Origin of the sequence: Cohnella thailandensis, from assembly GCF_014212135.1 — a bacterium.
Taxonomy (GTDB): domain Bacteria; phylum Bacillota; class Bacilli; order Paenibacillales; family Paenibacillaceae; genus Cohnella; species Cohnella thailandensis.
The window spans coordinates 173,638-196,524 of the sequence record NZ_JACJVQ010000021.1 but is presented as its reverse complement, the minus strand read 5'-3'; the positions used below and the strand labels follow the sequence as shown (position 1 = coordinate 196,524).

Genomic DNA, 22,887 nt, shown 5'->3' with positions numbered 1-22,887 from the left:
ACGACTTGGCCGATGTAGACGCCTATAATGACCCTATCGATCGATTTTCCTACACAAACGAATGGGGGAACGAACAAATGTCCAACTGGTACAAAGCCGCAGCAGGATTCGCATTGGCTGCCGTCGCCCTAACGGGCTGCGGCTCGGACGGGAATGACAACGCCGCGGGAAGCGCCGGCAAGAACGGGGCAGAGCCTTCCGCCGAACAGGCGACGATCAAGTTCATGTTCTGGAGCGATTCGGCTTCTCAGAGCATGTACGAGGAGCTGAAGGCGAAGTTCGAGGAACAGAATCCGAACATCAAGGTCGACTTCCTGACGAACGACTCCAACACGTACAACGAGAAGCTGACCGTCACGCTGACCGGAGGAGGCGACGTCGACGCCTTCGCTTTCAAGGACATGCCTACCTACTACAAGCTGGCCTCGACGGGCCGGATCGTCGCGCTGGACGACGAAGTAAGCGCGAACGCCGACGCGTTCCAAGCGGTCAGCCAATACTTCGACAATGTGAAGATCGACGGCAAGCTGTACGGCCTTCCGTTCCGGAACGACGGCTGGGCGGTTTACTACAACAAAGATCTGTTCGATGCGGCGGGCGTGCCGTATCCGGACGACGACCTGACATGGGACGAATATATCGAGCTGGCGCAAAAAATGACAAAGGGCGAAGGACAGGACAAAATCTGGGGATCGTTCATGCCGAACTGGGCGCAAACCTGGTACGGAGAAGGCATGCAGCAGGGCGCTTCCTGGTACGGCGACGACCTGCAACCGTTCCTGGAAGGACTCGAGCACCGCAAGGCGCTTACCGACTCGGGCGCGCAGGCCAGCCTCGCCGAGAATACCGCCACGAACGCGCATTACCGCACGGCGTTCTTGACCGGCAAGGTCGCGATGGTATTCACCGGCACCTGGTTCCCCGGCATGCTCGAGCAGGACAAGAAGGACGGCAAGCTGAATTTCGAGTGGGGAATGACGTACTCGCCGCATCCGGAAGGCGCCGCCAACAAGACCAGCATGACCGCCGTCGTCGTCAGCGGAGTCAACAAGAACGCCAAGCACCAAGCCGAAGCGATCAAGTGGATCAGCTTCATCTCCGGCGAAGAAGGCCAAAAGATCGTCGCCAAGTACCAGACGCCAGCCTCCAACGCGGACGCCGTCCGCGAAGTATTCAAGAAGAACTTCACCAACGATTCGGTCAATCTCGACGCGATCTTCCATTTGATCCCCGTGCCGGAACGCGAAGTGCGCGCGGGCATCTCGCAGATGGACATCATTCTCGACGAAGAAGGCTCCCGCGCGCTGCTAGGCGAGATCTCGCCGCAGCAGGCGATCGACAACATCAAGAGCAGACGCGACAAAGAGATCGCGCAATAAGCAAGGAGTTGGTTAAGTGAGCGCCAAAACTCTGCAAGCGACAGCAACACGAGCGGACCCGGCGGCGAAGCCCAAGCGAGCGTTCCAGCGGTTTCTTACGCCGGAGGCACGCACGGCCTACCTGTTCATCCTGCCCAACCTGATCGGTTTCGCCGTCTTTATCGCGATTCCCGGACTGATGGCGTTCGTGCTCGGCTTCATGAACTGGGACGGCTATAACCCGATGCAGTGGAACGGCATCCGGAACTATACCCGGCTGTTCCAGGACAGCAACTTCCGAATCTCGCTGAGCAATACGCTCGTCTATACGTTCGCTTCGTGCGCGTTGGTCGTCGTCGCGGCGATGCTGCTGGCGATTCTGGTCAACGGCAAGCTCAAGGGCAAGGCCTTCTTCCGGGCCGCCCTTTTCTTCCCGCACATTACGTCTTTCGTGGCGATCGCGGTCGTATGGCAGGCCATCATGAATCCGACTCAAGGGCCGTTGAACATGTTCCTGAAGACCTTTACGGACCATCCGCCGGGGTGGCTGACGAGCTCGGACTGGGCGTTGTTCAGCCTGATCCTGATTACCGTCTGGAAGATGGCCGGCTATTACATGCTGTTATTCCTGGCGGGGCTGCAGGGAATTTCGTCGGAGTACTACGAGGCCGCTCGCATCGACGGCGCCGGCGTATTCCGGCAGTTCCGCAGCGTTACGCTGCCGATGCTCTCGCCGGTCACCTTCTTCGTCATCATCACCTGCATCATCAGCCTGTTCAAGTCGTTCGACCTCGTCTACATCATGACCGGCGGCGGTCCCGGGCGTTCGACCAAGATGCTCGTATACGATATCTATGCCATGTCGTTCCGCAACGGCGAATTCGGGTATGCTTCGGCCGAAGCGATCGTGCTCTTCCTGATCGTCTTGCTCATCACGTACTTGCAGTTTAAGGGGGAGAAACGATGGGTGCACTACTGAGCCGGGGTCTCGCGAGGACGTCGACCTACGTCGTTGCCTTGATCCTGTCGGTCGTCATGATTTTCCCGTTCGTCTGGATGGTGTCCGCGTCGTTCAAGCCTCAGGAGGACGTCTTCGCTTATCCAATCCAATGGATTCCCAAGGTGTTCCAGCCGGAGAACTATTCGGAGCTGTGGACGACGATCCCGTTCCCGCTGTACTATCTCAACTCGATCAAAGTGTCCGTCGCGGTCACTCTGGGCCAGCTGATCACCTGCTCGTTGGCCGGATATGCCTTCGCGAGACTCTCTTTTCCGGGCAAGAACAAGCTGTTCATCATCTATCTGGCGGCGTTCATGATACCTTATCAGGTCATCATGATCCCGCAGTACATGGTCGTCCGGTCGCTCGGGCTGGTCGATTCGCACTGGTCTCTGATCTTGCTTGAGAGCTTCAGCGCCTACGGAGTTTTCCTAATGCGACAGTTTTTTACCGGCATCTCGATGGAGCTGTCCGAAGCGGCGCGCATCGACGGCAGCTCGGAATTCGGCATTTTCGCCCGCATTATCTTGCCTTTGGCCAAGCCGGGGCTCGCGACGCTCGGCATATTCGTTTTCGCCTCGGTGTGGAACGACTTTCAAGCGCCGCTGATCTACATCTTCAGCGACAAGCTAAAGACGCTGCCGCTCGGCTTGGCTTCCCTCAACGGCGAATTCACCTCGGAGACGCAGCTGATCATGGCTGGCGCGGTTCTGTCGCTCATTCCGATCGTCGCTGTGTTTTTGTTCCTGCAGCGTTACTTCGTATCCGGCCTGACGGTCGGTGCCGTGAAAGGATGAATCCCATATGATCGCAGCGCAAGGAGAGCGGCTGCTCGGAGAGGAGCCGTGCGCGGCCGCCCTCGAAGACGCGGTCGCCAAAGTAAAAGCGAACTTGAAGAGGCGCGGCGACGCGTTCCCGCATATCGGGCTGGGTCGCGAGAAGGAATACCGCTGGGAGGCGAACGACGACTGGATCGAGGGCTTCTATACCGGCTTGGCCTGGCTTAGCTACGAATATACCGGGGATCCCTTCTTCAGAGAGCGGGCGGAGGCGCAGGTAAACAGCTTCGCCGCGCGTCTTGCGGCGAAGCGCGAGCTCGACCATCACGATATCGGCTTCCTGTATGGGCCCTCCGCCTTTGCCGGCTGGATCGTAACGGGCAGCGATTCGGGCAAGGAGCTCGCCCTGCGCGCAGCGGATCATCTGCTCGGCAGATGGCGAGAGCCGGCCGGCCTCATCCAGGCTTGGGGCCCGAAGGACGATCCGGACAACGGGGGACGGATCATCATCGACTGCCTGATGAATCTGCCCTTGCTGTATTGGGCTTCGCGGACGACGGGCGACGCCAGGTACGGGCAAGTCGCCAAAGCGCAGGCGGAGCTCTCGCGCCGGTTTCTGGTCCGCGGCGACGACTCTTCCTACCATACCTTCTACTTCGATCCGGCGAACGGCGCCGCGATTCGGGGAGGCACCCACCAAGGGATGAGCGACGGGTCGACCTGGACGCGCGGCCAGGCCTGGGGCATCTACGGCTTTGCCTTATCCTACCGTTATACGGGCGATCCCGCTTTCTTGGAGACCTCGAAGCGCATGGCCCGTTACTTTATCGATAGGATTCCGGAGGATGGCGTCGTCTATTGGGACTTCGACGCGGAGCGCGGCGAGGAGACGAGCCGGGACAGCTCGGCGTCCGCGATCGCGGCGTGCGGCATGCTGGAGCTGCTTTCTCTGCTCGAGCCGGGCGACGGGCAGCGCGAGGCGCTGCGGGATGCGGTCGCGCGCACGATGGAAGCGCTGAGCGGCGTCTACTCGACGGCCGGACAGCCGGAGGCGGAAGGGTTGATCGATCACGGCTCTTACCATGTCAGGGGCAACCTGGGCCTCGACGGTTATATGATTTGGGGCGACTACTATTACATGGAAGCGCTCATGCGCATCGGGCGGAACGTGCCGGGCTACTGGTACGAGAGGGGAGACGGGTACGAGCCGGCATCCTTGCAAAGGAGAAGTTGACGATTCGCAGATCCGGGTTTACCGACTTCGGGAGGGATTCTGATGAAGGCTAGTTGGCGTGTGATCGTATTGTGCGCTTTGCTGCTTGATCTCGTTGCTCCGGCGACGGGCGGCGTCCGCTCGGTCCATGCGACCGGTACGGATTACCTTAAAGTTAGTTATGACGAAGGCTCCGTGCCCAAGGACGTCAGGATGTACGCTGGCACGACTTATTCCGGAACGATCGGAACCTGGAACATCTCCAACACTCAGACGGATACGGACTACATCGCGGCGGAGCAGGGGCCGGGCAGAGATCCGGGAGACTATAGCCTTCACTTCGTCTCGACTGCCAAAAACGTTCAGACGGCCCGCAACAACCTAGGAGGAACGACCGGCCTGACGGGGAAACTGGAGCTGGACGCCTCGCTTCGCATGGGCAGCACGACGGCTAGGCGGGATATCCAGATCCGCAGCCTGAACGTCGGGTCGGCGTCCGCGACGACCAACGCCAACGTCATCTCGTTCGCGGACAACGGCTCCATCAACGGCGCGGACGGCCAGCCGCTCGGCTCTTACGCGGCGGATACCTGGTACGACGTGAAGCTGTTCGTGGACAACGCCAACGGAGTCGTCGATTACTTCGTGAACGGCGCTTACCTCGGGCGTCGCGACTTGCCTTCGGGTTGGTCCAATGTGCGTCATGTATATCTGATTCAGGCGTTCAAAAACGGACAGGAAAACCACCTGCATGTCGATAATGTCCTCCTGAGAGATTATGTGCCGGTCGAAGGGGTGACCGTGCCCTCCGATTCGCTGGAGCTGCCTGTCGGCAAGAGCGCCGCGATCACGGCCGGCGTGGCGCCGGCCGATGCGTCCGATACCCGCCTGACGTGGACCAGCAGCGATCCGGGCGTCGCCGAAGTGAACGGCGGCCTCGTGACCGGCGTCGGAACGGGGCAAGCCGTGATTACCGTCGCCTCGGCGGACGGCGGCTTCGAGAAGACCGTCTCCGTCGATGTGAAGCCGCATATCGCGCTGCAATCCATCGAGTTGCCCGCTTCGCTGACGCTCGCCGAGACGGAGTCGCAGGCCATTGCGCCGATCTTAGCTCCGGCGGATACGACGGAGAAGGAACTGACGTGGAGCTCCGACGATACGAGCGTGGCGACGGTCGACGATGCCGGCAACGTGACGGCCCTATCGGCAGGAACGGCTCATGTAACGGCGGCCGCCGCGTCGAATCCGTCGCTGTTCGGCACGACGGAGGTGACCGTCACTCCCGAAGTGAAAGTCGACAGCATCGAGATCCTCGATCATCCGGACACCGTGAGGTTGGACGATACGTTGCAGCTTAGCGCCCGGGTGCTCCCGGACAACGCGACCCGTCCGGGCGTGAGTTGGTCGTCGAGCGATCCGGCCGTCCTGGACGTCGACCGGACCGGGAAGCTGACGGCCAAGTTAGAAGGCACGGCGACGATCACGGCGGCTGCTGGCGGCCAATCGGCGACGGCCGAGATCCGGGTGCGCGCGCCGGAGCTGTCGGACCCGGAGGCGTACGACAAGCTGAGAATTCGCTGGCGGGAGACGCTGACCGGCAAGAGCACGCTGGATACGGGCGATCCGACCGTCAAGGGGATCTTGGATGCCAACGCCGCGGTCGCGCAGGACTACTGGTCGGGTATGAGTCTGTCCGGCGGCGGTGGCACGCTGTGGTCGGATCTCCCGGCTTCCGCGACGGATTCCAACTTTATTAACACGCACTACACGCGGTTGAAAGCGATGGCGTTAGCCTATGCGACGCCGGGAACGGCGCTGTATGGGGATGAGGCGCTGGGCGATGATATCGTGCAGGCGCTGGATTGGCTGCAGGCGACGCTGTACACGCCGACGGCCGCGCAGTTCGGCAACTGGTGGAACTGGCAGATCGGCGTTCCGAATCGGCTGACGGATATCCTGATCCTGATGTACGACAAGCTGACGCCGGAGCAGATCAAGGCAGCCGGGGCGAGCATCGATCATCATATTGGCGATATATCGTCTTCTTCCTTCACGCAAACGGGTGCCAACCGCTCCGATATTATGCTTATCGAGGTCCGGCTAGGCTTGCTCGAGCACAATTACAAGCGGCTGATGCAGGCGCGGGACGGCATGACCCCGCTCTTCGAATACGTGACCTCAGGCGACGGCTTCTACGAGGACGGCTCCTATGTTCAGCACGGCACCGTCGCGTATACCGGCAGCTACGGCGAAGTGCTGATCCAGGGATTGGGCAATCTGATGCTGCTCCTTAACGGCAGCGACTGGCAGCCCGTAGCGCCCGAGGCGAACCGCATTTACGAATGGATCGCCAAAGGGTTCGAACCGATCCTGTACAAGGGACAGGCGATCGACATGACGCGCGGCAGAGCCATCGTGCGGCCCGCCGGAGATGCCTACTATTCGGCGCGCAACATCCTCACCGGCATCGCGCGAATCGCCCAGACCGCCCCGGCCTCGCAATCCATGGCGCTCAAGGCGCTGGTCAAGGGCGAGTTCGCTTACCAACTGCAGCGGGGCGTATCGTACTACCGGCTGCCGTTGGATCTGGCGGACACCGTCAAGGAATGGATGAACGATCCCGCGATCGTCGCGGCGGAGGAGCTGCCGGCCCACTACGAGCTAAACGGAATGGCGAGGAGCATTCATCGGGGCGCGGACTATTTGTTCGGAGTCAGCAAAAGCTCCAAGCGGATCTCCACCTACGAGCTCACCAACGGGGAGAACCCGAAGGGCTGGTATACCGGCGATGGCATGACCTATCTGTACAATGACGACCTGTCCCAATATGCGGACAGCTTCTGGGCGACCGTCGATTGGAGCCGCCTGCCGGGAACGACGGTCGCGGTTCGCGACAGGCTAACCGGCGACTATCAGAACGGGGACGGCGAGACGACGCCCGCCAATTCATGGGCCGGAGGGGCGACGCTGGGCAGTTACGGAGTCACCGGCATGAATCTGATGCAGACCGGCACCCGGTTGAACGCCTACAAGTCGTGGTTTGCCTTCGATGATGAGGTCGTGGCGCTCGGCGCGGGCATCTCCAGCACGGATTCGTTGCCGGTAGAGACGATTGTCGAGCAGCGGAAGCTTAAGCGCGACAACTCCAACGCGTTCGAGGCGGATGGCACGGCGCTGTCGGGCACCTTCGCCGATCGGGATATCGAGAATGTCCGCTGGGCTCATTTAGACGGCAACGCGGAGGAAGGATCCGACATCGGCTACGTGTTCCCCGGCAGCCAGCCGCTGATCGTGACCCGTCAGTTGCAGGAAGGCCGTTGGTCGGACATCAGCCTTGCCAATCCGCCGTCGGCTACCGTGCCGTCCGAGCTGCTGTCGGATTATTATCTGACGATGCGCGTCCCTCACGGCACGAACCCGGACGGCGAAGCCTATCAATATGTGGTTCTGCCCGGAGCGACGGAAGCGGGGACGGCGGCGTACGCCGACTCGCCCGATGTGAGCGTCATCGCCAATACGGCTTCCGTGCAAGCCGTGCGGGATAACGAGTTGGGAATGACGGGCTTCAACTTCTGGCAGGACGAGACCGCGAAGGCCGGGGGGCTGACGTCGAACCGCAAGGCTTCCGTCATGCTCCGAGTGGACGAAGCCGCGGGAGTCGCGGAGCTGGCCGTCGCCGACCCGACGCTGGAGAATTCGGAATCCATTCAGCTCGAGCTGGATCGGAGCGCGGCCGGGCTGATCGCCAAAGACGACCGGATCGAGGTGCTGCAACTGTCTCCGACCGTGAAGCTGAAGGCGGATGTGAAGGATACGCTAGGACGGTCGCTGAGCATCTCGCTGCAGCTAGAGGCCGACGACTCGGGCGGAATGCAAGAGCCTTCGCAAGAGCCTGCTCCGACGACGTCGGGGGTTCCGTCACCTACGGCAACGCCATCCGAAGATATAAAGCCGACTCCGACGCCGCCGCAAGAATCGACGCCGTCTCCCGGCGATGGGATTTTCCTCTCCGGCGCGAAGGTCTTCGGCATCGTCGAGGCTCTGATCGCCGAAACCGAGGCGAATCCGGTTCCGCCGGGGACGCCGGCCGACGCGAAGGGTCATTGGGCGGAGAAGACGATCGGTATATTCATGAAGCTTCAAGCTTTGAAGGGCTACGGGGACGGCGCCGCGAGGCCGAATCAACCGATTACCCGAGCCGAGTTCGTATCGATCTTATCGCGGCTGATCGATGTAAGCGGCACGCAAGCCGCCCGGTTCCGAGACATCGACGGCCACTGGGCACAGCCGGCACTTGAGACATTCGCCGCTGCCGGCATCGTCGGCGGCTACGGCGACGGGACGTTCCGGCCCGATCGTGCGATCTCGCGCGAAGAGATGATCCTCGTCCTCTCGCGAATCGTTGATCTGGAAGCCGCAGCCCGAGACGGCGGCGGATCGGATCCCGAGTTCGCGGATATCGGCCGCTCGCACGCCGGGGAAGCGATCAGATCTGCCGCCAAGGCAGGCATCGTCAGCGGCCGAAGCCCGGATCGCTTCGATCCGGGGGCAAGCGCCACGCGGGCTGAAGCATTGACGGTCATCCTTAACATGCTAAACCTGAGTCCGGATTTACAAAAGCTGCTGGCGACGTTATAAAACGCTTAATAATCTTAATGAACCGAGTTTTCGACAAGAGCGGACGTGCTTTCCTTGAAGGGAGGGACGTTCGCTTTTTGCTGTTAGGCAGCAAGGGCATGAATAGGAAATAGTCGACCGCTTGTTCGAATTATTTTGAAACGCTCAAAGTATTGGCCCGTATTATCACAGGGAAAGTACTAGATGCGGGCAATAAGGTGGTGGAATTGACATTCGACCGATCGTTCGATACCATTTTGCTTATTAATGCGCTGTCTGGCGAGATTGCCCACGTCCGAGATGGACAACCTGTTCCGTAGATTACAAAGAAGAAGGGTAAAAAAGGAGTGGAGTTATGCGCAGTATCATCAAGTTCTCGTTGAACAACAAATTCGCGTTATGGATGATCACGGTCATCGTGCTGTTCGCCGGCCTCTATTCGGGAATGAATATGAAGCAGGAGAGCATGCCGAACTTATCTCTTCCTTTTCTAAGCGTAACGACCGTTTATCCGGGCGCGTCCCCGGACGCCGTCGTCGATCAAGTGACGGCTCCGCTGGAACAGAGGCTTAAGAACGTGGAAGGCGTGAAGAACGTCACCTCGACCTCGCTCGAGAACGCCTCCTCCATCATGATCGAATTCGATTTCGGCCAAGACATGACGACGGCCACCAATAACGTGAAGGAAGCGATCGACGGGGTCGACCTGCCGGACAGTGTTAACGTCCCTTCGGTCGCCAAATTCTCGATCAATTCCTTCCCCGTTATCTCGCTGAGCGTTGCCGGCGGAGAGAGCCTGGAGGAGCTGACCAAGCTCGTCGAGAATCAGATCGCTCCCGAGCTGGAAGGAACCGAAGGAGTCGCTTCGGTCGCCATCTCCGGCCAATTCGTCAAGGAAGTTCAGCTTACTTATAAGAAGGACAAGCTTGCGCAGCTGGGGCTGACGGAAGATACCGTCACGCAGCTTATCCAGGCGGCATCCGTCAAAGTTCCGCTCGGGATCTTCGAGCTCGGCAAGACCGAGAAGTCCATCGTGGTGGACGGACGCGTCGCTACGATCGACGATCTTCGCAACCTGCCGCTGCCGGCCGGAGGCGCTCCTCTGAAGCTCAGCGACGTGGCCGATATTGAACTGGTCGGCGACGCGGAGTCGATCTCCCGCACGAACGGCAAGGAATCGATCGGCGTTCAGGTCGTCAAGGCCAACGATGCCAATACGGTCGACGTCGTTAATGCCGTTAAGGACGTAAGCAAGGAACTGCAAGACAAGTATTCGAATATCGATGTCGAAGTGATGCTCGACCAAGGCAAGCCGATCGAGGATTCGGTCAAGACCATGCTGGACAAAGCGATCTTCGGCGCGCTGTTCGCGGTTATCATTATTTTGCTGTTCTTGCGCAATATCCGCTCGACGATTATCTCGATCCTGTCCATTCCCCTGTCGCTTGTCATCGGCATCCTGGTGCTGAAGCAGTTCGACGTGACGCTTAACGTCATGACGCTCGGGGCGATGACGGTCGCGATCGGACGCGTCGTGGACGACTCGATCGTCGTAATCGAGAACATATACCGTCGAATGTCCCTGGCCGGCGAGAAGCTGAAGGGCAAGGAATTGGTGCTGGAAGCGACTCGCGAGATGTTCCTTCCGATCATGTCCTCGACGATCGTCACGATCGCCGTCTTCCTGCCGCTTGCGACGGTCAGCGGCCTGGTCGGCCAACTGTTCATGCCGTTCGCGCTCACTATCGTGTTCGCCCTGCTGGCCTCGCTGCTGGTGGCGATTACGATCGTGCCGATGATGGCCCATTCCCTGTTCAAGAAGGGAATCAAGCCGGGCAAGGCCGTTCACCACGAAGACAAGCCGGGCAAGCTGGCTTCCGGCTATCGCCGATTCCTGGCGGCGTGCCTTCGCCATAAAGTCATTACTTCCGTTACCGCCGTCGTCGTCCTGCTGGCCAGCTTCCTGCTCGTTCCGGTCATCGGAGTCAGCTTCCTGCCGGCGACCGAGGACAAGTACATGGCGATCACCTATAGCCCCGCTCCGGGTGACCGGGTAGAGGACGTCGAGGAACGCGCGCTGGTCGCCGAGAAGTACCTGCTTGAACAAGAAGACGTGACGACGCTGCAATACTCCATCGGAGGAAGCGGCAACCCGCTGCAGCAAGGCTCGAACAAGGGCGGCTTGTTCTACGTCCTGTTCGACGATGACACGAAGGATTTCGCGGATAAGAAAGAAAAAATCGTCGCCGACCTGCAATTGCAGATCAATGTCGGCGAATGGAAAGAGCTCGATATGTCCGGCGGAATTGGAGGCAACACCTTCAGCTTGAACGTCTACGGCGAGAATCTGCAGGACATTCAGCCGGTCGTGAACCAAATCGCCGAGCTGATGGAGAAGAGCGATTCGTTCGAGAAGGTCGACACGAGCCTCGCGAAGACCTATGAGCAATACACGCTCGTCGCCGATCAGCAGAAGCTGAGCCAATACGGCTTGACGGCCGGCCAGCTGGCTATGGCTCTGGCCCCGACTTACGATCGGCCCGCGCTGACGACGGTCGAGGATGAGGGCAACGCCTACAACGTTTACGTGCAGACGGATAGCGCCGTCTACGACTCGATCGAGGATATCGAGAACAAGACGCTTCTATCCCCTATGGGCACGGCGGTTCCGATCAAGGACGTCGCGACCGTAGAGGAAGGAACGGCCCAGAGCTCGATCGCGCGCGAGAACGGCCGGATGGTCGTCACGGTCGAGGCGGAAGCGACGGGGGCCGATGTGTCCAAGGCTTCCTCAGAGCTCCAAGACCAAATCGACAAGCTCGATATTCCGGATACGGTGGAAGTCAGCTTCGGAGGCGTTACCGAACAGATCAACGAGACGTTTACGCAGCTCGGCATTGCCATCGTCGCGGCGATCGCGATCGTTTATCTCGTGCTGGTTCTGACCTTCGGAGGAGCTCTCGCTCCGTTCGCCATCATGTTCTCGCTGCCGTTCACGATCATCGGCGGCCTGGTCGCCCTCTGGCTCGCCGGAGAGACGCTCAGCGTATCGGCTCTGATGGGAGCGCTCATGCTGATCGGCATCGTCGTCACGAACGCGATCGTGCTCGTCGACCGCGTCATTCACAAGGAGAAAGAAGGCCTGTCTACTAGAGAAGCCATTCTGGAAGCGGCGGGCACCCGTCTTCGTCCGATCCTGATGACGGCTCTCGCCACGATCGGCGCTCTGCTGCCGCTTGTGCTCGGCTTCGAGGGAGGCTCCGGCATTATCTCACGCGGCTTGGGAGTGACGGTTATCGGCGGTCTGGTCAGCTCCACCTTGCTGACTCTCGTTATCGTGCCTATCGCGTACGAAGTGCTGATGAAGCTTCGCCGCAAGAAGGCGGCCGAATAAAGAGATCGAATAAAGAGGACGAATAAAGCGAAGAAGCGCTGCCGAATCGGAGGGCGAATCCATGAACGATAAGAGGAAGCAGATCATAGAAGCGGCGATGCGCTGCTTCTCCCGCAAGGGAGTTCAGGCCACCTCCATCCAGGACATCGTCGACGAGCTAGGCATGGCCAAGGGATCGCTGTATTTCTACTTCAAATCCAAAGACGAGCTGGTCGTATCCGTATTCTCCCATTTCGCCGATCTGGCTCTCTCGGGCTTGGCGGAGCAGCCGCAGGAGAAGCTGCTCCCTCCCAAGGAGCGGCTGCGGCTGCAGCTTCAGCGAAGCATCGAGCTCATCGTTCGGAACCGGAACATCCCGCTTATGCTGGCAAGAGAGCCGCTTGAGCTGAAGTCCGGAATGAAAAGCATCATGGAGGACGTGCGTTCGCGCCTGTACCGGTGGTATCGCGACTATATCGAGGAGATCTACGGACCGGAGTCGCGGCCTTACGCTTGGGACGGGGCCGCTCTGCTCAGCGGGATGATGCTGGAATATTACCGGGTGCTCCTGATCGGGGAGCCTTCCTTCCATGCCGAAAACCTGTCTCGTTTCTTCGTGAATCGGTTAGACGATCTCATGAAAGGAATGATTCGGGAGCAAGGAGTTCCGCTGATGGGATCTCAGGATCTGATGGGAGACTCCGCGTGCGGAGAGGGAGAAGAGGACTCCCGGCCGGACAACGCATACGTCCTGCTGCGGGAGCTGCGGCGCCAGACGGAAGCCGAAGGGAGGGGCGATCTGCCCCGGGATCGATACGAGGATATGCGGGCCGCTCTCTCGGTCTTGGAAGACGAGCTGGGGAAGCCCGTTCCGAACCGGATCCTCGTCCGAGGCATGCTCGCTTTCCTGAAGGAGACGCCCGGCCCTTCGCGGCTGAACCTGGTGGAGCAGCTGGAAAGCCGAATTCTGCCGCAATAACGATTAACGAGAAGAGACTGTTCGCCAAGCTTCGCGCTTGCGAACAGTCTCTTCTCCGTTCCGTTCATGAATAAGAAATCGAGAAATCAAGCTTCCATTCTTCCCGAGGCTTAAGCAAACGGAGACCTTCCTTGCGGTTAAGCGCCTCGTTCAGGGCCGTCCAGGGCTCCACGCAGATAAACGGCTTGCCCTGCACGCTCCAGAGAACGATCTTGCCGAAGTCTTCGCTGTAATCGAGCCGAACGGTTCCCTTCTCCCCAAGGGGGAAAGAAATCGAAGGGGTCTTCGCGTCGAGAAGAGCGACCGATTCGACCAATGCCGCGAGATCCACTTCTCCTTGGAAGGGCTTGGTCGCTCCGTCGTTATAATCGAGGTATTGCGTCGCGTCCGAGGCGTAGCGAAGCTTCTTGCCCTCCCCCGTCGCGAAGTAAGGATGGAAACCGGTTTGCACGGGCATGTCCCGCTCCGAGAGATTGCGGTAGGATTGCTCGATGCGGAACCTTCCTTCGGCGAGCCGATAGGTGAAGCGCAGCTCGAAGTCGAACGGATAGGAGCTTCGGGTCTCTTCGCTGCTGCTTAGCACGATCGTCAGCGCCGCTCCGCTCTCGGTGCTCTGCCCCGCGACCTCCCAGGCGGAGGTGCGGGCTACGCCGTGGTTTTTCATCGAATAGACGGTGCCTTCCCATTCGTATTGTCCGCCGACCAGCTGCCCGCAGATAGGGAACAGAATCGGAATGCCGCCGCGGATGTTCGCCGCAGGGTCCAAGAAGGTGGCCCGATCCAGATAGAGAAGCTCTTGGCCGTGAAGCTTGCAGCCGATGACGATGCCGCCTCTCCCGGGACAGACAAGAACGCGCGAATCCGTGGACTCGTCCGTCAGCTCATAAACGCGGTATGTATCTTCGTAGCTGGAGATTCGGTAACGGGATGCCGTGCTGCTCAAAGCGAACGCCTCCAAAATATCAGAATCCTAAGATAAGGTGCCCTTATTATACCAGTTTGAGAAGCTTCGGTCGAAAAAAAGAGGGGTAAAGGGACAGAGTTCGGATAGTGTCGAACCGTAAGAGCTTCTGCGGAGCGGGTGGGCGCAAAGCCCTGTTTTGCGAAATTTTTAGAAACAAGTCGGGCGGATGCGTCGTTATAGATGGTGTAGAGACGCAAGATAGAGAATAGGAGTGTGCAAGGATGCCGCCTTTAACGACCCCGTCGCCAGCTTCCGACCCGGGGCCGACTACGACGGGAAGCCCGGGCAATGGGGCGAAGCCGCTTAGCCGGACCAAAACCGCGAATAAACGCCGCAAGCGACGGATTGGGCTTTTTGTTTTTCGTACGTTTACGTTGCTGCTCCTGCTGGGCGCGCTCGGTCTCGCCTGGTTTTTCCTCACTCCCTCCGGAACTTCGTTCCGGTATCGGATGGCGGACACGCTCATCACGACGCAACACCGGCATTGGGCCGCTTACCTGGTCGGGGAAGAGGGCTTGAAGGAGAGAGTGGCGCAATACGCCAAGCAATTCGAGCAGATGGGCGAGGAGCGGGACACCCACGTGATCGACCTGCCCGGGGAAGACGAGCAGGAAGAAGCTCAAGCCGAGCCCGTTCCGCTTACGCAGATCGAGCCGATCGACGGCAAGGGATACCACGGCTATCTGTTGACGGTCAGCGACCCGACCAAGGTTAGGCTGGTCGTCACCAATACGAAAGGCAAGGGCGAGAAAGTCACGAGCATGGTGAAGAGAACCGGAGCGATCGCCGGCGTGAACGCCGGAGGCTTCGCGGACCCGAATTGGAAGGGCAACGGGTTCCAGCCGATCGGCCTGGTCATCTCTCAGGGCAAGGTGTTCTACCGCGATATCGGCATGGATCAGAACACGCAGATCGTCGGCATCGACAAGGAAGGCAAAATGATCGCGGGACGCTACACGATCAACGAGCTGCTGGACCTGGGCATCTCGGAGGCCGTCAGCTTCTCGCCGCGCATCATCGTGAACGGCAAAGGGCTGATCAAGAACCACAGCCAAGGCTGGGGGATCGCTCCGCGGTCGGTCATGGGACAGAAGGAGGACGGCTCGATTCTGTTCCTGACCATCGACGGCCGCCAGCCGGGCTACAGCATCGGGGCCGATCTGTACGACGCGCAGGAGATCATGCTGGAGCACGGTGCGGTCATCGCGGCGAACCTGGACGGAGGCTCGTCCACGGTGCTCGTGTCGGAAGGCGGCGAGATCGTGAACAAGCCGTCCTCCGCCCATGGGGAGAGGTATCTGCCGACCGCCTGGCTCGTATTCGAGGATCCGTCGGCGGTGACCGTGAACAACATCTGGTCGGGATTGACGTCCAAGGACATCGACCCGGCCAAGTGGTGACGCGGCGGCCCGGAGAGCTGGCGCAAAGGTAAAGCAAGAGCCCCTTCGCGAATGAAGGGGCTCTTTATTTACGAGCAGTGGGATGCTTGTTCGTCAGTACATCATCATTCCGAGCGGCCCGTTCTCGTCGATGATGTCCTCGATCTCGTACACGGAGATGGGGAAGTACGGGAAGCCCCAAGCGTAGGGAACGATGGCGTACAGAGGGAAGTAAACGACGAGCGACTTGTCGGCGATGTAGAAGTCCTGATCGTCCGAGATGCCGGGATAATCGCCGAGCAACGGGAGCTTGCGGGCTTTGATTTGCGCTTGAATGATGTCGTTAAGGCGCTTTTTGTAATTGCTGTCCGGCTTGAACAGCTCGCTCAGCTTGTAGCTCTTCCCGTTCTCCACATCGAAGGTGAGCGACTTCTGCAGCGTATTGCCGTGCGCGCCTCCGGTGAACGTATAATTCAGCAGAGACAGGCTGAGCACTCCGCGCTGGTTGTTCTTCACCTCGAAGGTGCCGTCCATCTCCTGAATGTCGGGATTCGGATAGCTCTGATCCTTCATCAGCTCGTGAACGACCTTCAGGATGTCGTCATTCATCTTTTTCCGCGCGGCTTGATTCGTTCCTCCCGATACGACGGGAACCCTTACTTTAATATTCGGCTCCGTTATCTGATGAACCTCGATCGGAACCATTAACGTCTGACCGTTCATTAGCGCTCCCCTTTGCCTTGGGCTATTGTCTTTACAGCGTATGCTCATGGGCGAATCGGGGTGAGAACGAGCGTCAAACCGGCGAAAAAACTGACAAAAAATACAAGCTTCAAAAGTGTTGACTTTGTCCGCGAAACTAAGTAATATATAGAAGTCGTCGCGCTGATGTAGCTCAGCTGGTAGAGCAACGCATTCGTAATGCGTAGGTCGGGGGTTCGAATCCCTTCATCAGCACCATTTAACTTTACAAGCGCAATGCGGTTCCTCCGACGAGGACCGCATTTTTTGCATACATGGGTTAGTTTGAAAAAAAGGAGTGAATTCGTTCGTGGCAACCATAGAGGATTTCGCGAAGCTGGATATTCGGATCGGAACGATCGTTCATGCGGAGCCTTTCCCGGAGGCGCGCAAGCCGGCGATCAAGCTGCGGATCGATTTCGGGGAATTGGGCGTGAAGCAGTCGTCCGCCCAGATTACGAGAAGGTATGAACCCGAGTCGTTGATCGGCAGTCAGGTGGCCGCCGTCGTTAATTTTCCGCCGAGGCGGATCGCCGGCTACGAGTCGGAAGTGCTTGTGCTAGGAGGAGTTCCGGAGGAAGGCGACGTCGTGCTGCTGAGGCCGGACGAGCCGGTGAAGAACGGGACTCCGATCGCGTAATCATAAACCTGTCGAGCGGCTCTTCGAACTTCGAAGGGCCGCTTTTTCGTTGTTGCGGCGGCATGCGCGTTGAAAATAAATCGTTGCGGAATCCAATTTCGATGAAGTAAACTTTTCTTACATTTCGGGGACGCGCCGAGGCACAGAAGATCAGCCCCAAGAAGGAGAGCGTTATGTTCGCGAGGATGAGCTTGCGTTGGAAGCTTCTGCTGCTCAGCATTTTCATGATTACGGTGCCGCTGAGCTTGCAGGGAGTCGTGACTTACAAGGAGTTTTCGTCGTCCACCGAACGAAGAGCGACCGAGAACACCATGCAGATTACCGAGCAAATCAACCGCAACCTGGACCGGACGCTGGCGGAGATGCAGCGCTTGTCACTTGCTCCCCTGTACGACCCCAACGTGCTGGCCATTCTGAACAAATACGGCGGCGCGGATTCCGATGCGGCCATTCCGACGATCGAGGAACGCGAGAAAATGTTCCTGTATATCTCGGGCGCGGCCTACGGTCTGCAGGAGGTCAAGGGCATCCAGATCATCGCCGGCAACGGCTTTATCTTCACGAATGTCGATTCCACCCTGATGCGGTTCGCCGATTCGGACGCGCTCGATTGGAGCGGCAAGGTGCGAGAAGCCGACGGCGCATGGACGCTGATCCCCCCTCACCATCTCCATCATTATATCCCCGGAGATCCGAACGAATATTTCTCCGTCGCCCGCATGCTCAGAGAGCCCGGAAGCAACCGCCAGCTGGGAATGATCGTCATCGATCTCAAGCTGGACGTATTCCGCACTATTTTGGCCAACTATCGCTTCGAGGAGAACGGGAACCTGTTCGTCGTTAACGGCGCCAACGATTTATTCTTCGAGAAAACGAGCGGGGATACCGAGCCCTCCCTGATCGGCGATCTCAGAGCGGTCAGCGCTTCCTTCGGAAGCGGCGTGTACGAGAGGGCTCCGAACGGGAAGCGGTACATCACCGTCGTGGACAATTCCGCTTATTCGGGATTGAAGGTAATCGCTTACATCCCCGAAAGCGTGCTGCTCAAGGAGACGAAGCAGCTGCAGAACTTCACGATCGCCATCGCCATCCTGTTCGTCGCCGCCGCGGGGGTGATCGCGATTTTCTTCGCTTACCGGATCAGCCAGCCCCTCGTCAAGCTGAAGCAGAAGATGCTGCTGGTCGAGACGGGGAACTTCAAGCAGAGCGTACCCGTGGAGACGCAGGACGAAATCGGGCAGCTGGGAAGAGGCTTCAACCGGATGTCCGAGGAGATCAACCGTCTCGTCAACGAGGTGTACGCGGTGGAGCTTCGGGAGAAGGAAGCGGAGCTGGCCAACCTGCAGAGCCAGATCAATCCCCATTTTATTTACAACACGCTCGAATCGATAAACATGATGGCTCTTCAGAAAGACAATTACGAGGTGTCGGATATGGTGACCGCCCTTGGGGGCATGCTGCGGTACGCGGTGACGCAGAACGCGAGGACGGTCGCGCTGGAGGAGGAGCTGGCATCGGTCGGCGCCTATTTGAAAATCCAGCAGCTTCGGTACGGGGATCGGCTTCGCGTCGCCTTCGACGCGGAACCGGGGACGGAGGGGCTGCACGTTCCCAAGCTTCTCCTGCAGCCTCTCGTGGAGAACGCGATCTTCCACGGAATCGGCGACCGGGAGGAAGGCGGAGAGATCTGGATCAGCGCGTCGAGATTCGAGGACGAGCTGCTCATCTGCGTGCGGGACGACGGCGTCGGAATGGACGAGACGCAGATCGAAAGGCTGCGCCAGTCGATGCTCTCGCCCGAGCCGCCCGGCCCGAGAAGGCGGGGGCTGGCGCTGCGCAATATCGCGCATCGGCTTCGCCTGATCTTCGGCCCGACGGCCGAGCTTCATATGGACGGGAGCCCCGGAGGGGGCATGGCGTTCACGATTACGATACCGGCGATAGAGAGGAGCCAGGGCGATGATCAAACTATTGCTGGTTGAAGACGAGGAGACGATCCGCGCGGGCATCCGCAGCGTCATTACGGGATTGGCCGACGGGTTCGAGATCGCGGAAGAAGCGGGGAACGGCAAGGAAGCGCTGGGCTACCTGCAGTCCAACGTCCCCGACGCCATCCTTACCGATATCCGGATGCGGGAGATGGACGGCCTGACGCTGATCGCCAAGGTAAGGGAGAGGTATCCCGACATGCCGCTGGTCATCATTAGCGGATACGGGGATTTCGAATACGCCCAGCAAGCTTTGCGTTATGGGGTGACGGATTACTTGCTGAAGCCGATCGACCGGGCTTCGATGCTCAAAGCGTTGGAGCGAATCCGGAGTCTCGTCGATAAGGGACGGGGCAAGTCCCATCGGACGGAGAGCGAGGAGAAGGAGCTTCCCCCGGGAGACGGCAGGAAGCTGATCCGCAAGCTTAAAGCCCATATCGACGGCCATCCGGACGGGGATCTGCGCCTGCAAACCCTGGCGGAGCTCGTGCACCTGAGCCCGGTTTATCTCAGCAAGCTGTTCAAGCAGGAGACAAGCGACAATCTGTCCGACTACATCATGGCGGCTAGGCTTGCCCGGGCTAAGCATTTGCTGGCGAGCACGGAATTGAAAATATACGACGTCGCGCGCTTGTCCGGCTACCAGAGCCCCAAGCATTTCATGCTCGTGTTCAAGAAAGCGACGGGCGTCTCTCCGGGGAGTTACCGCGAGGAACACGGCGTTTAAAGCCGGGCCGTTCGCCGCAACTGGCTAATAAAACGTACCAAATGTGTATGTCGCGTGATATTTTGTAACATGGACTTTCCCTACAATTAAAGGCGTAAGACAGAAACAACGCGAATCGGGAGGGAAAGAGATGAGAAAATCGTTATTGGCCATGACTCTCGCCGCGGTGGCGGCGTTCACGGCCGCATGCGGCAATTCCGACAACGAGGGAAGCTCTCCGGAGCCGGCGGCGTCCGGATCCCAGCAGGCTGGAACGACGAGCGGAGAGAACGTCGAGCTGAAGTTCATGACTTGGGGCAACCAGCAGCACTTGGACATGTACCAGACGCTGTTGGCGAAGTACAAAGAGACTCATCCCAACATTACGGTGACGCTGGAATCGGTGCCGTTCGCCGACTATCAGCAGAAGGTATCCGTGCTTGCCGCCGGACGGGAGCTTCCGGACCTGGCTTGGATCTCCGAGCGGATGGTGCCGCAATTCATGTCCAACAACATCCTGGCGGACATCTCCGACATCAAGAACGACGCCGAGTTCGCCTTGAACGACTTTATCCCGTCCACCCTGGAGCTGTTCTCGAACGAAGGGGGGCTGTACGGCCTGCCGTTCTCCACGCCTCCGAGCGTTATTTTCTACAATGCGGACCTGTTCGAGAAAGCCGGCTTGCCTACGCCTAACGAGCTGGCCAGCAAGGGCGAATGGACATGGGACAAATTCGTCGAGACGGCGAAGACGCTCACGTCCGGCTCCGGAGCGGACAAGACGTACGGCGCGACCTTCTTCCGCGACTGGAAGACCTGGATCATGCTCCCGTCCTATTCCTGGTCCAACGGCAGCGATATCTTCAACGACGACATGACCGAGTTCACCTGGAACGATCAATACGGGGTCGAATCGCTTGAAATGCTGAAAAAGATGATGTTCGAGGACGGTTCCCATCCGAAGGCGGGCGAACAGATCAGCTTCGATACCGGCAAGCTGGCGATGTACTTCGACGGCTACAGCTACATGTCCAAGGCCCGGGAGATCAAGGATTTCAAATGGAGCATCGCCCCGTTCCCGTCCGGTTCCCTGGGTTCCGCTCCGATGATGGGCCAGGCCGGCTACGTCATCTTCGAACAGACGAAGCACCCGGAAGAAGCGAAGGAGCTTCTGAAGTTCCTTGCCAGCCAGGAGGGCGTGCAGGCTACGTCGACTTACTTCGTGCCTCCTCGCCAATCGGTGCTCAATTCGGATTCGTTCCTGAATAAGCCGAACAACCCTCCGGCCGAGCACATCAAGCAAGCGCTTATCGACGAGATGCCGAAAGCCATCGTGCAGCCGGGCCACGTTCAGTGGACCAAAATCGACAACGAGATCCTGCTCGGCTTCGACCGGCTCTTCGCCGAGTCCGCTTCTCCAAGCGACATTCTGGCCAAGATGAAGCAAGCGATCGATCCGCTGTTAACCAAATAGCCCGAAGCGGGACGACGGTTCGCTTATCCGCGAACCGTCGTCTCCTTCGAGAGGAGGAACCATCATGAATCGTTTAAGCCAATCGCTGCGAAGCGGCAAGCTTCAATTGTTCGTCAGCCTGCCCGCCAACGACGCTAAGCTGGCCGAGGCGGCGGTTCGGGAAGGCGCGGACGGCCTCAAGGTTCACCTGAACGTCGCTCACCGGGCCAGCGGCAATAGCTTCGGGCCTTTGGATTCCTACCGGGAGACGTTCGCCGCCATCCGTTCTCTGTTCCAAGGACCGCTCGGCGTCGTTCCGGGGGGATCGGCAGCCGACGTGAGCCGGGAAGAGATCGCGGCTCTGCCGGAGGCGGGCTTCGATTTCTACTCGATTTACGCCTGGCATCTTCCGACGTTTATGCTCAAGGCGCAGGGGCTTGCCCGGACGTTCGCGATCGACGACAAATTCGACCTTCGTCTGCTCGAGGCCGCGGGAGCGTTCGGCATCGACGCGCTGGAAGCGTCGGTCGTGCCGGGAACGGAATACGGCTCGCCGCTGACGCTGGCGGACCTACTCAAATACCGTTGGCTGGCGGAGAATTCCGGCCTTCCGGTCATCGTGCCTACCCAGAGGAAGGTCGTTCCGGAGGACATTCCGCATTTGATCGATTGCGGCGTCAAGGCGCTGCTGGTCGGAGCGGTCTCCATCGGCGCGACGGAGGAATCGATCGCCCGGGCGGTGAGCTCGTTCCGCGAGGCGATCGACAAGGCGGGAGGAGAAGGAAGCCATGAGTGTTAAACGACGCGGCGGCTCGCGGAATCCGCTCGCCCGGGACGCGAACCTGACCGGCTGGCTGTTCATCTCGCCGATGGTGCTCGGCTTTACCTGCTTCCTGCTGCTTCCGATGGGGATGGCGTTCTACATGGGCTTTACGGACTGGCCGCTGCTCGGGGATTCCTCGTTCGCCGGATTCGATAACTATAAGAACCTGATGGACGACGACATCTTCTGGAAGGCTCTAGGCAATACCGTTTATTTCTCGGCGGGGCTCGTTCCTCTCAATATCGCGCTTGCCCTGATGCTTGCGCTCCTTCTGACGAGAAGCCTCCCGTTCATGGGCTTGTTCCGAACCGCGATTTTTACTCCGGTCATCACGTCCTTGATCGTCTGGTCCATCGTATGGAAGTACATGCTGGCTACGGACTCGGGCTTTATTAACCAAATATTGCAAATGTTCGGAATTCAAGGCCCGACTTGGCTGTACAACCCCGATCTGGCGATGCCGGCGGTCATCGTGACGAGCGTGCTGAAGAACGTCGGCCTGAACATGGTGCTGTTTATCGCGGCCTTGCAGCAGGTGCCGGCGCATCTGTACGAAGCGGCCAAGCTGGACGGCGCCGGACGGACCCGGACGTTCTTCCAGGTTACGCTGCCGATGATCACGCCGACCGTCTTCCTGACCGTGATCATGACCGTTATCGGCTCCCTGAAGGTATTCGGGCAGATCTACGTCATGACCCAGGGCGGTCCGAGCAATTCCACCAAGGTACTCGTCTATTACATTTGGGAAACGGCGTTTAAGCTGTTCGATCTCGGCTACGCTTCCGCTGCCGCCACGATTCTGTTCTGCATTATCCTGGCGTTCACCCTGATTCAGTGGCAGCTTCGCAAAAGGTGGGTGTTCCATGAAAGCTGA

The 22,887-nt window shown here is 59.2% G+C and carries 16 protein-coding genes and 1 tRNA gene; 15 read left to right on the top strand and 2 right to left on the bottom strand.

The genetic code is table 11. The features are described from left to right. The first annotated feature begins 77 nt into the window (after positions 1-77). The 7 genes from H7B67_RS25020 (at position 78) to H7B67_RS24990 (ending at position 13,319) form a co-directional block, all read left to right on the top strand. Positions 78-1,379: an ABC transporter substrate-binding protein gene (locus H7B67_RS25020; protein WP_185122606.1), complete on the top strand. Its 1,302-nt coding sequence runs from the start codon at positions 78-80 to the stop codon at positions 1,377-1,379. 16 nt (positions 1,380-1,395) lie between these two features. After that, positions 1,396-2,337: a carbohydrate ABC transporter permease gene (locus H7B67_RS25015; protein WP_342592620.1), complete on the top strand. Its 942-nt coding sequence runs from the start codon at positions 1,396-1,398 to the stop codon at positions 2,335-2,337. Continuing rightward, entirely contained in the window at positions 2,322-3,155 is an 834-nt protein-coding gene (locus H7B67_RS25010) for a carbohydrate ABC transporter permease (protein ID WP_185122605.1), read from the top strand. The genes H7B67_RS25015 and H7B67_RS25010 overlap by 16 nt, the downstream gene beginning before the upstream one ends. A 7-nt stretch (positions 3,156-3,162) precedes the next feature. Further along, positions 3,163-4,371 (top strand): glycoside hydrolase family 88 protein, encoded by a 1,209-nt coding sequence (locus tag H7B67_RS25005; protein ID WP_185122604.1) that lies wholly within the window; start codon positions 3,163-3,165, stop codon positions 4,369-4,371. Positions 4,372-4,413: 42 nt separating this feature from the next. Next, positions 4,414-8,988 carry a polysaccharide lyase family 8 super-sandwich domain-containing protein gene (locus H7B67_RS25000; RefSeq protein ID WP_185122603.1) on the top strand — a complete coding sequence of 1,525 codons (4,575 nt, stop codon included), beginning with the start codon at positions 4,414-4,416 and terminating at the stop codon, positions 8,986-8,988. 334 nt (positions 8,989-9,322) lie between these two features. Then, positions 9,323-12,361, top strand: coding sequence for an efflux RND transporter permease subunit (locus H7B67_RS24995; protein ID WP_185122602.1), 3,039 nt, complete (start codon positions 9,323-9,325; stop codon positions 12,359-12,361). A gap of 61 nt (positions 12,362-12,422) precedes the next feature. Continuing rightward, on the top strand, positions 12,423-13,319 hold the full coding sequence (locus H7B67_RS24990; RefSeq protein WP_185122601.1) for a TetR/AcrR family transcriptional regulator: 897 nt from the start codon (positions 12,423-12,425) through the stop codon (positions 13,317-13,319). Between the two features lie 64 nt (positions 13,320-13,383). Here the strand turns inward: H7B67_RS24990 and H7B67_RS24985 are convergent, their stop codons facing one another. Then, positions 13,384-14,262: an aldose epimerase family protein gene (locus H7B67_RS24985; protein WP_185122600.1), complete on the bottom strand. Its 879-nt coding sequence runs from the start codon at positions 14,260-14,262 to the stop codon at positions 13,384-13,386. A 242-nt stretch (positions 14,263-14,504) separates the two neighbouring features. On the opposite strand from H7B67_RS24985, the gene H7B67_RS24980 reads away from it, so the two are divergent. Further along, the gene (locus H7B67_RS24980; protein ID WP_185122599.1) at positions 14,505-15,683 is read left to right on the top strand and encodes a phosphodiester glycosidase family protein; all 1,179 of its coding nucleotides are present in this window, start codon (positions 14,505-14,507) and stop codon (positions 15,681-15,683) included. 93 nt (positions 15,684-15,776) lie between these two features. On the opposite strand, the gene H7B67_RS24975 is transcribed toward H7B67_RS24980, so the two are convergent. Beyond that, positions 15,777-16,385, bottom strand: a complete 609-nt coding sequence (locus H7B67_RS24975; RefSeq protein ID WP_185122598.1) for a DUF3298 and DUF4163 domain-containing protein — start codon at positions 16,383-16,385, stop codon at positions 15,777-15,779. 161 nt (positions 16,386-16,546) lie between these two features. Here H7B67_RS24975 and H7B67_RS24970 point away from each other — a divergent pair. The 7 genes from H7B67_RS24970 to H7B67_RS24940 all read left to right on the top strand — a co-directional run bounded on the left by H7B67_RS24970 (position 16,547) and on the right by H7B67_RS24940 (position 22,887). Beyond that, a tRNA-Thr gene (locus H7B67_RS24970) sits at positions 16,547-16,622 on the top strand. A 91-nt stretch (positions 16,623-16,713) separates the two neighbouring features. Beyond that, the gene (gene csaA, locus H7B67_RS24965) at positions 16,714-17,043 is read left to right on the top strand and encodes a chaperone CsaA (protein ID WP_185122597.1); all 330 of its coding nucleotides are present in this window, start codon (positions 16,714-16,716) and stop codon (positions 17,041-17,043) included. 173 nt (positions 17,044-17,216) lie between these two features. Further along, positions 17,217-19,025, top strand: a complete 1,809-nt coding sequence (locus tag H7B67_RS24960; RefSeq protein ID WP_185122596.1) for a cache domain-containing sensor histidine kinase — start codon at positions 17,217-17,219, stop codon at positions 19,023-19,025. Next, positions 19,003-19,758, top strand: coding sequence for a response regulator (locus tag H7B67_RS24955; protein WP_185122595.1), 756 nt, complete (start codon positions 19,003-19,005; stop codon positions 19,756-19,758). The genes H7B67_RS24960 and H7B67_RS24955 overlap by 23 nt, the downstream gene beginning before the upstream one ends. A 130-nt stretch (positions 19,759-19,888) precedes the next feature. Continuing rightward, positions 19,889-21,211: an ABC transporter substrate-binding protein gene (locus tag H7B67_RS24950; RefSeq protein WP_185122594.1), complete on the top strand. Its 1,323-nt coding sequence runs from the start codon at positions 19,889-19,891 to the stop codon at positions 21,209-21,211. Positions 21,212-21,275: 64 nt separating this feature from the next. Then, positions 21,276-21,989, top strand: a complete 714-nt coding sequence (locus H7B67_RS24945; protein WP_185122593.1) for a hypothetical protein — start codon at positions 21,276-21,278, stop codon at positions 21,987-21,989. Next, on the top strand, positions 21,979-22,887 hold the full coding sequence (locus tag H7B67_RS24940) for a carbohydrate ABC transporter permease (protein WP_185122592.1): 909 nt from the start codon (positions 21,979-21,981) through the stop codon (positions 22,885-22,887). Before H7B67_RS24945 ends, H7B67_RS24940 begins: the two co-directional genes overlap by 11 nt.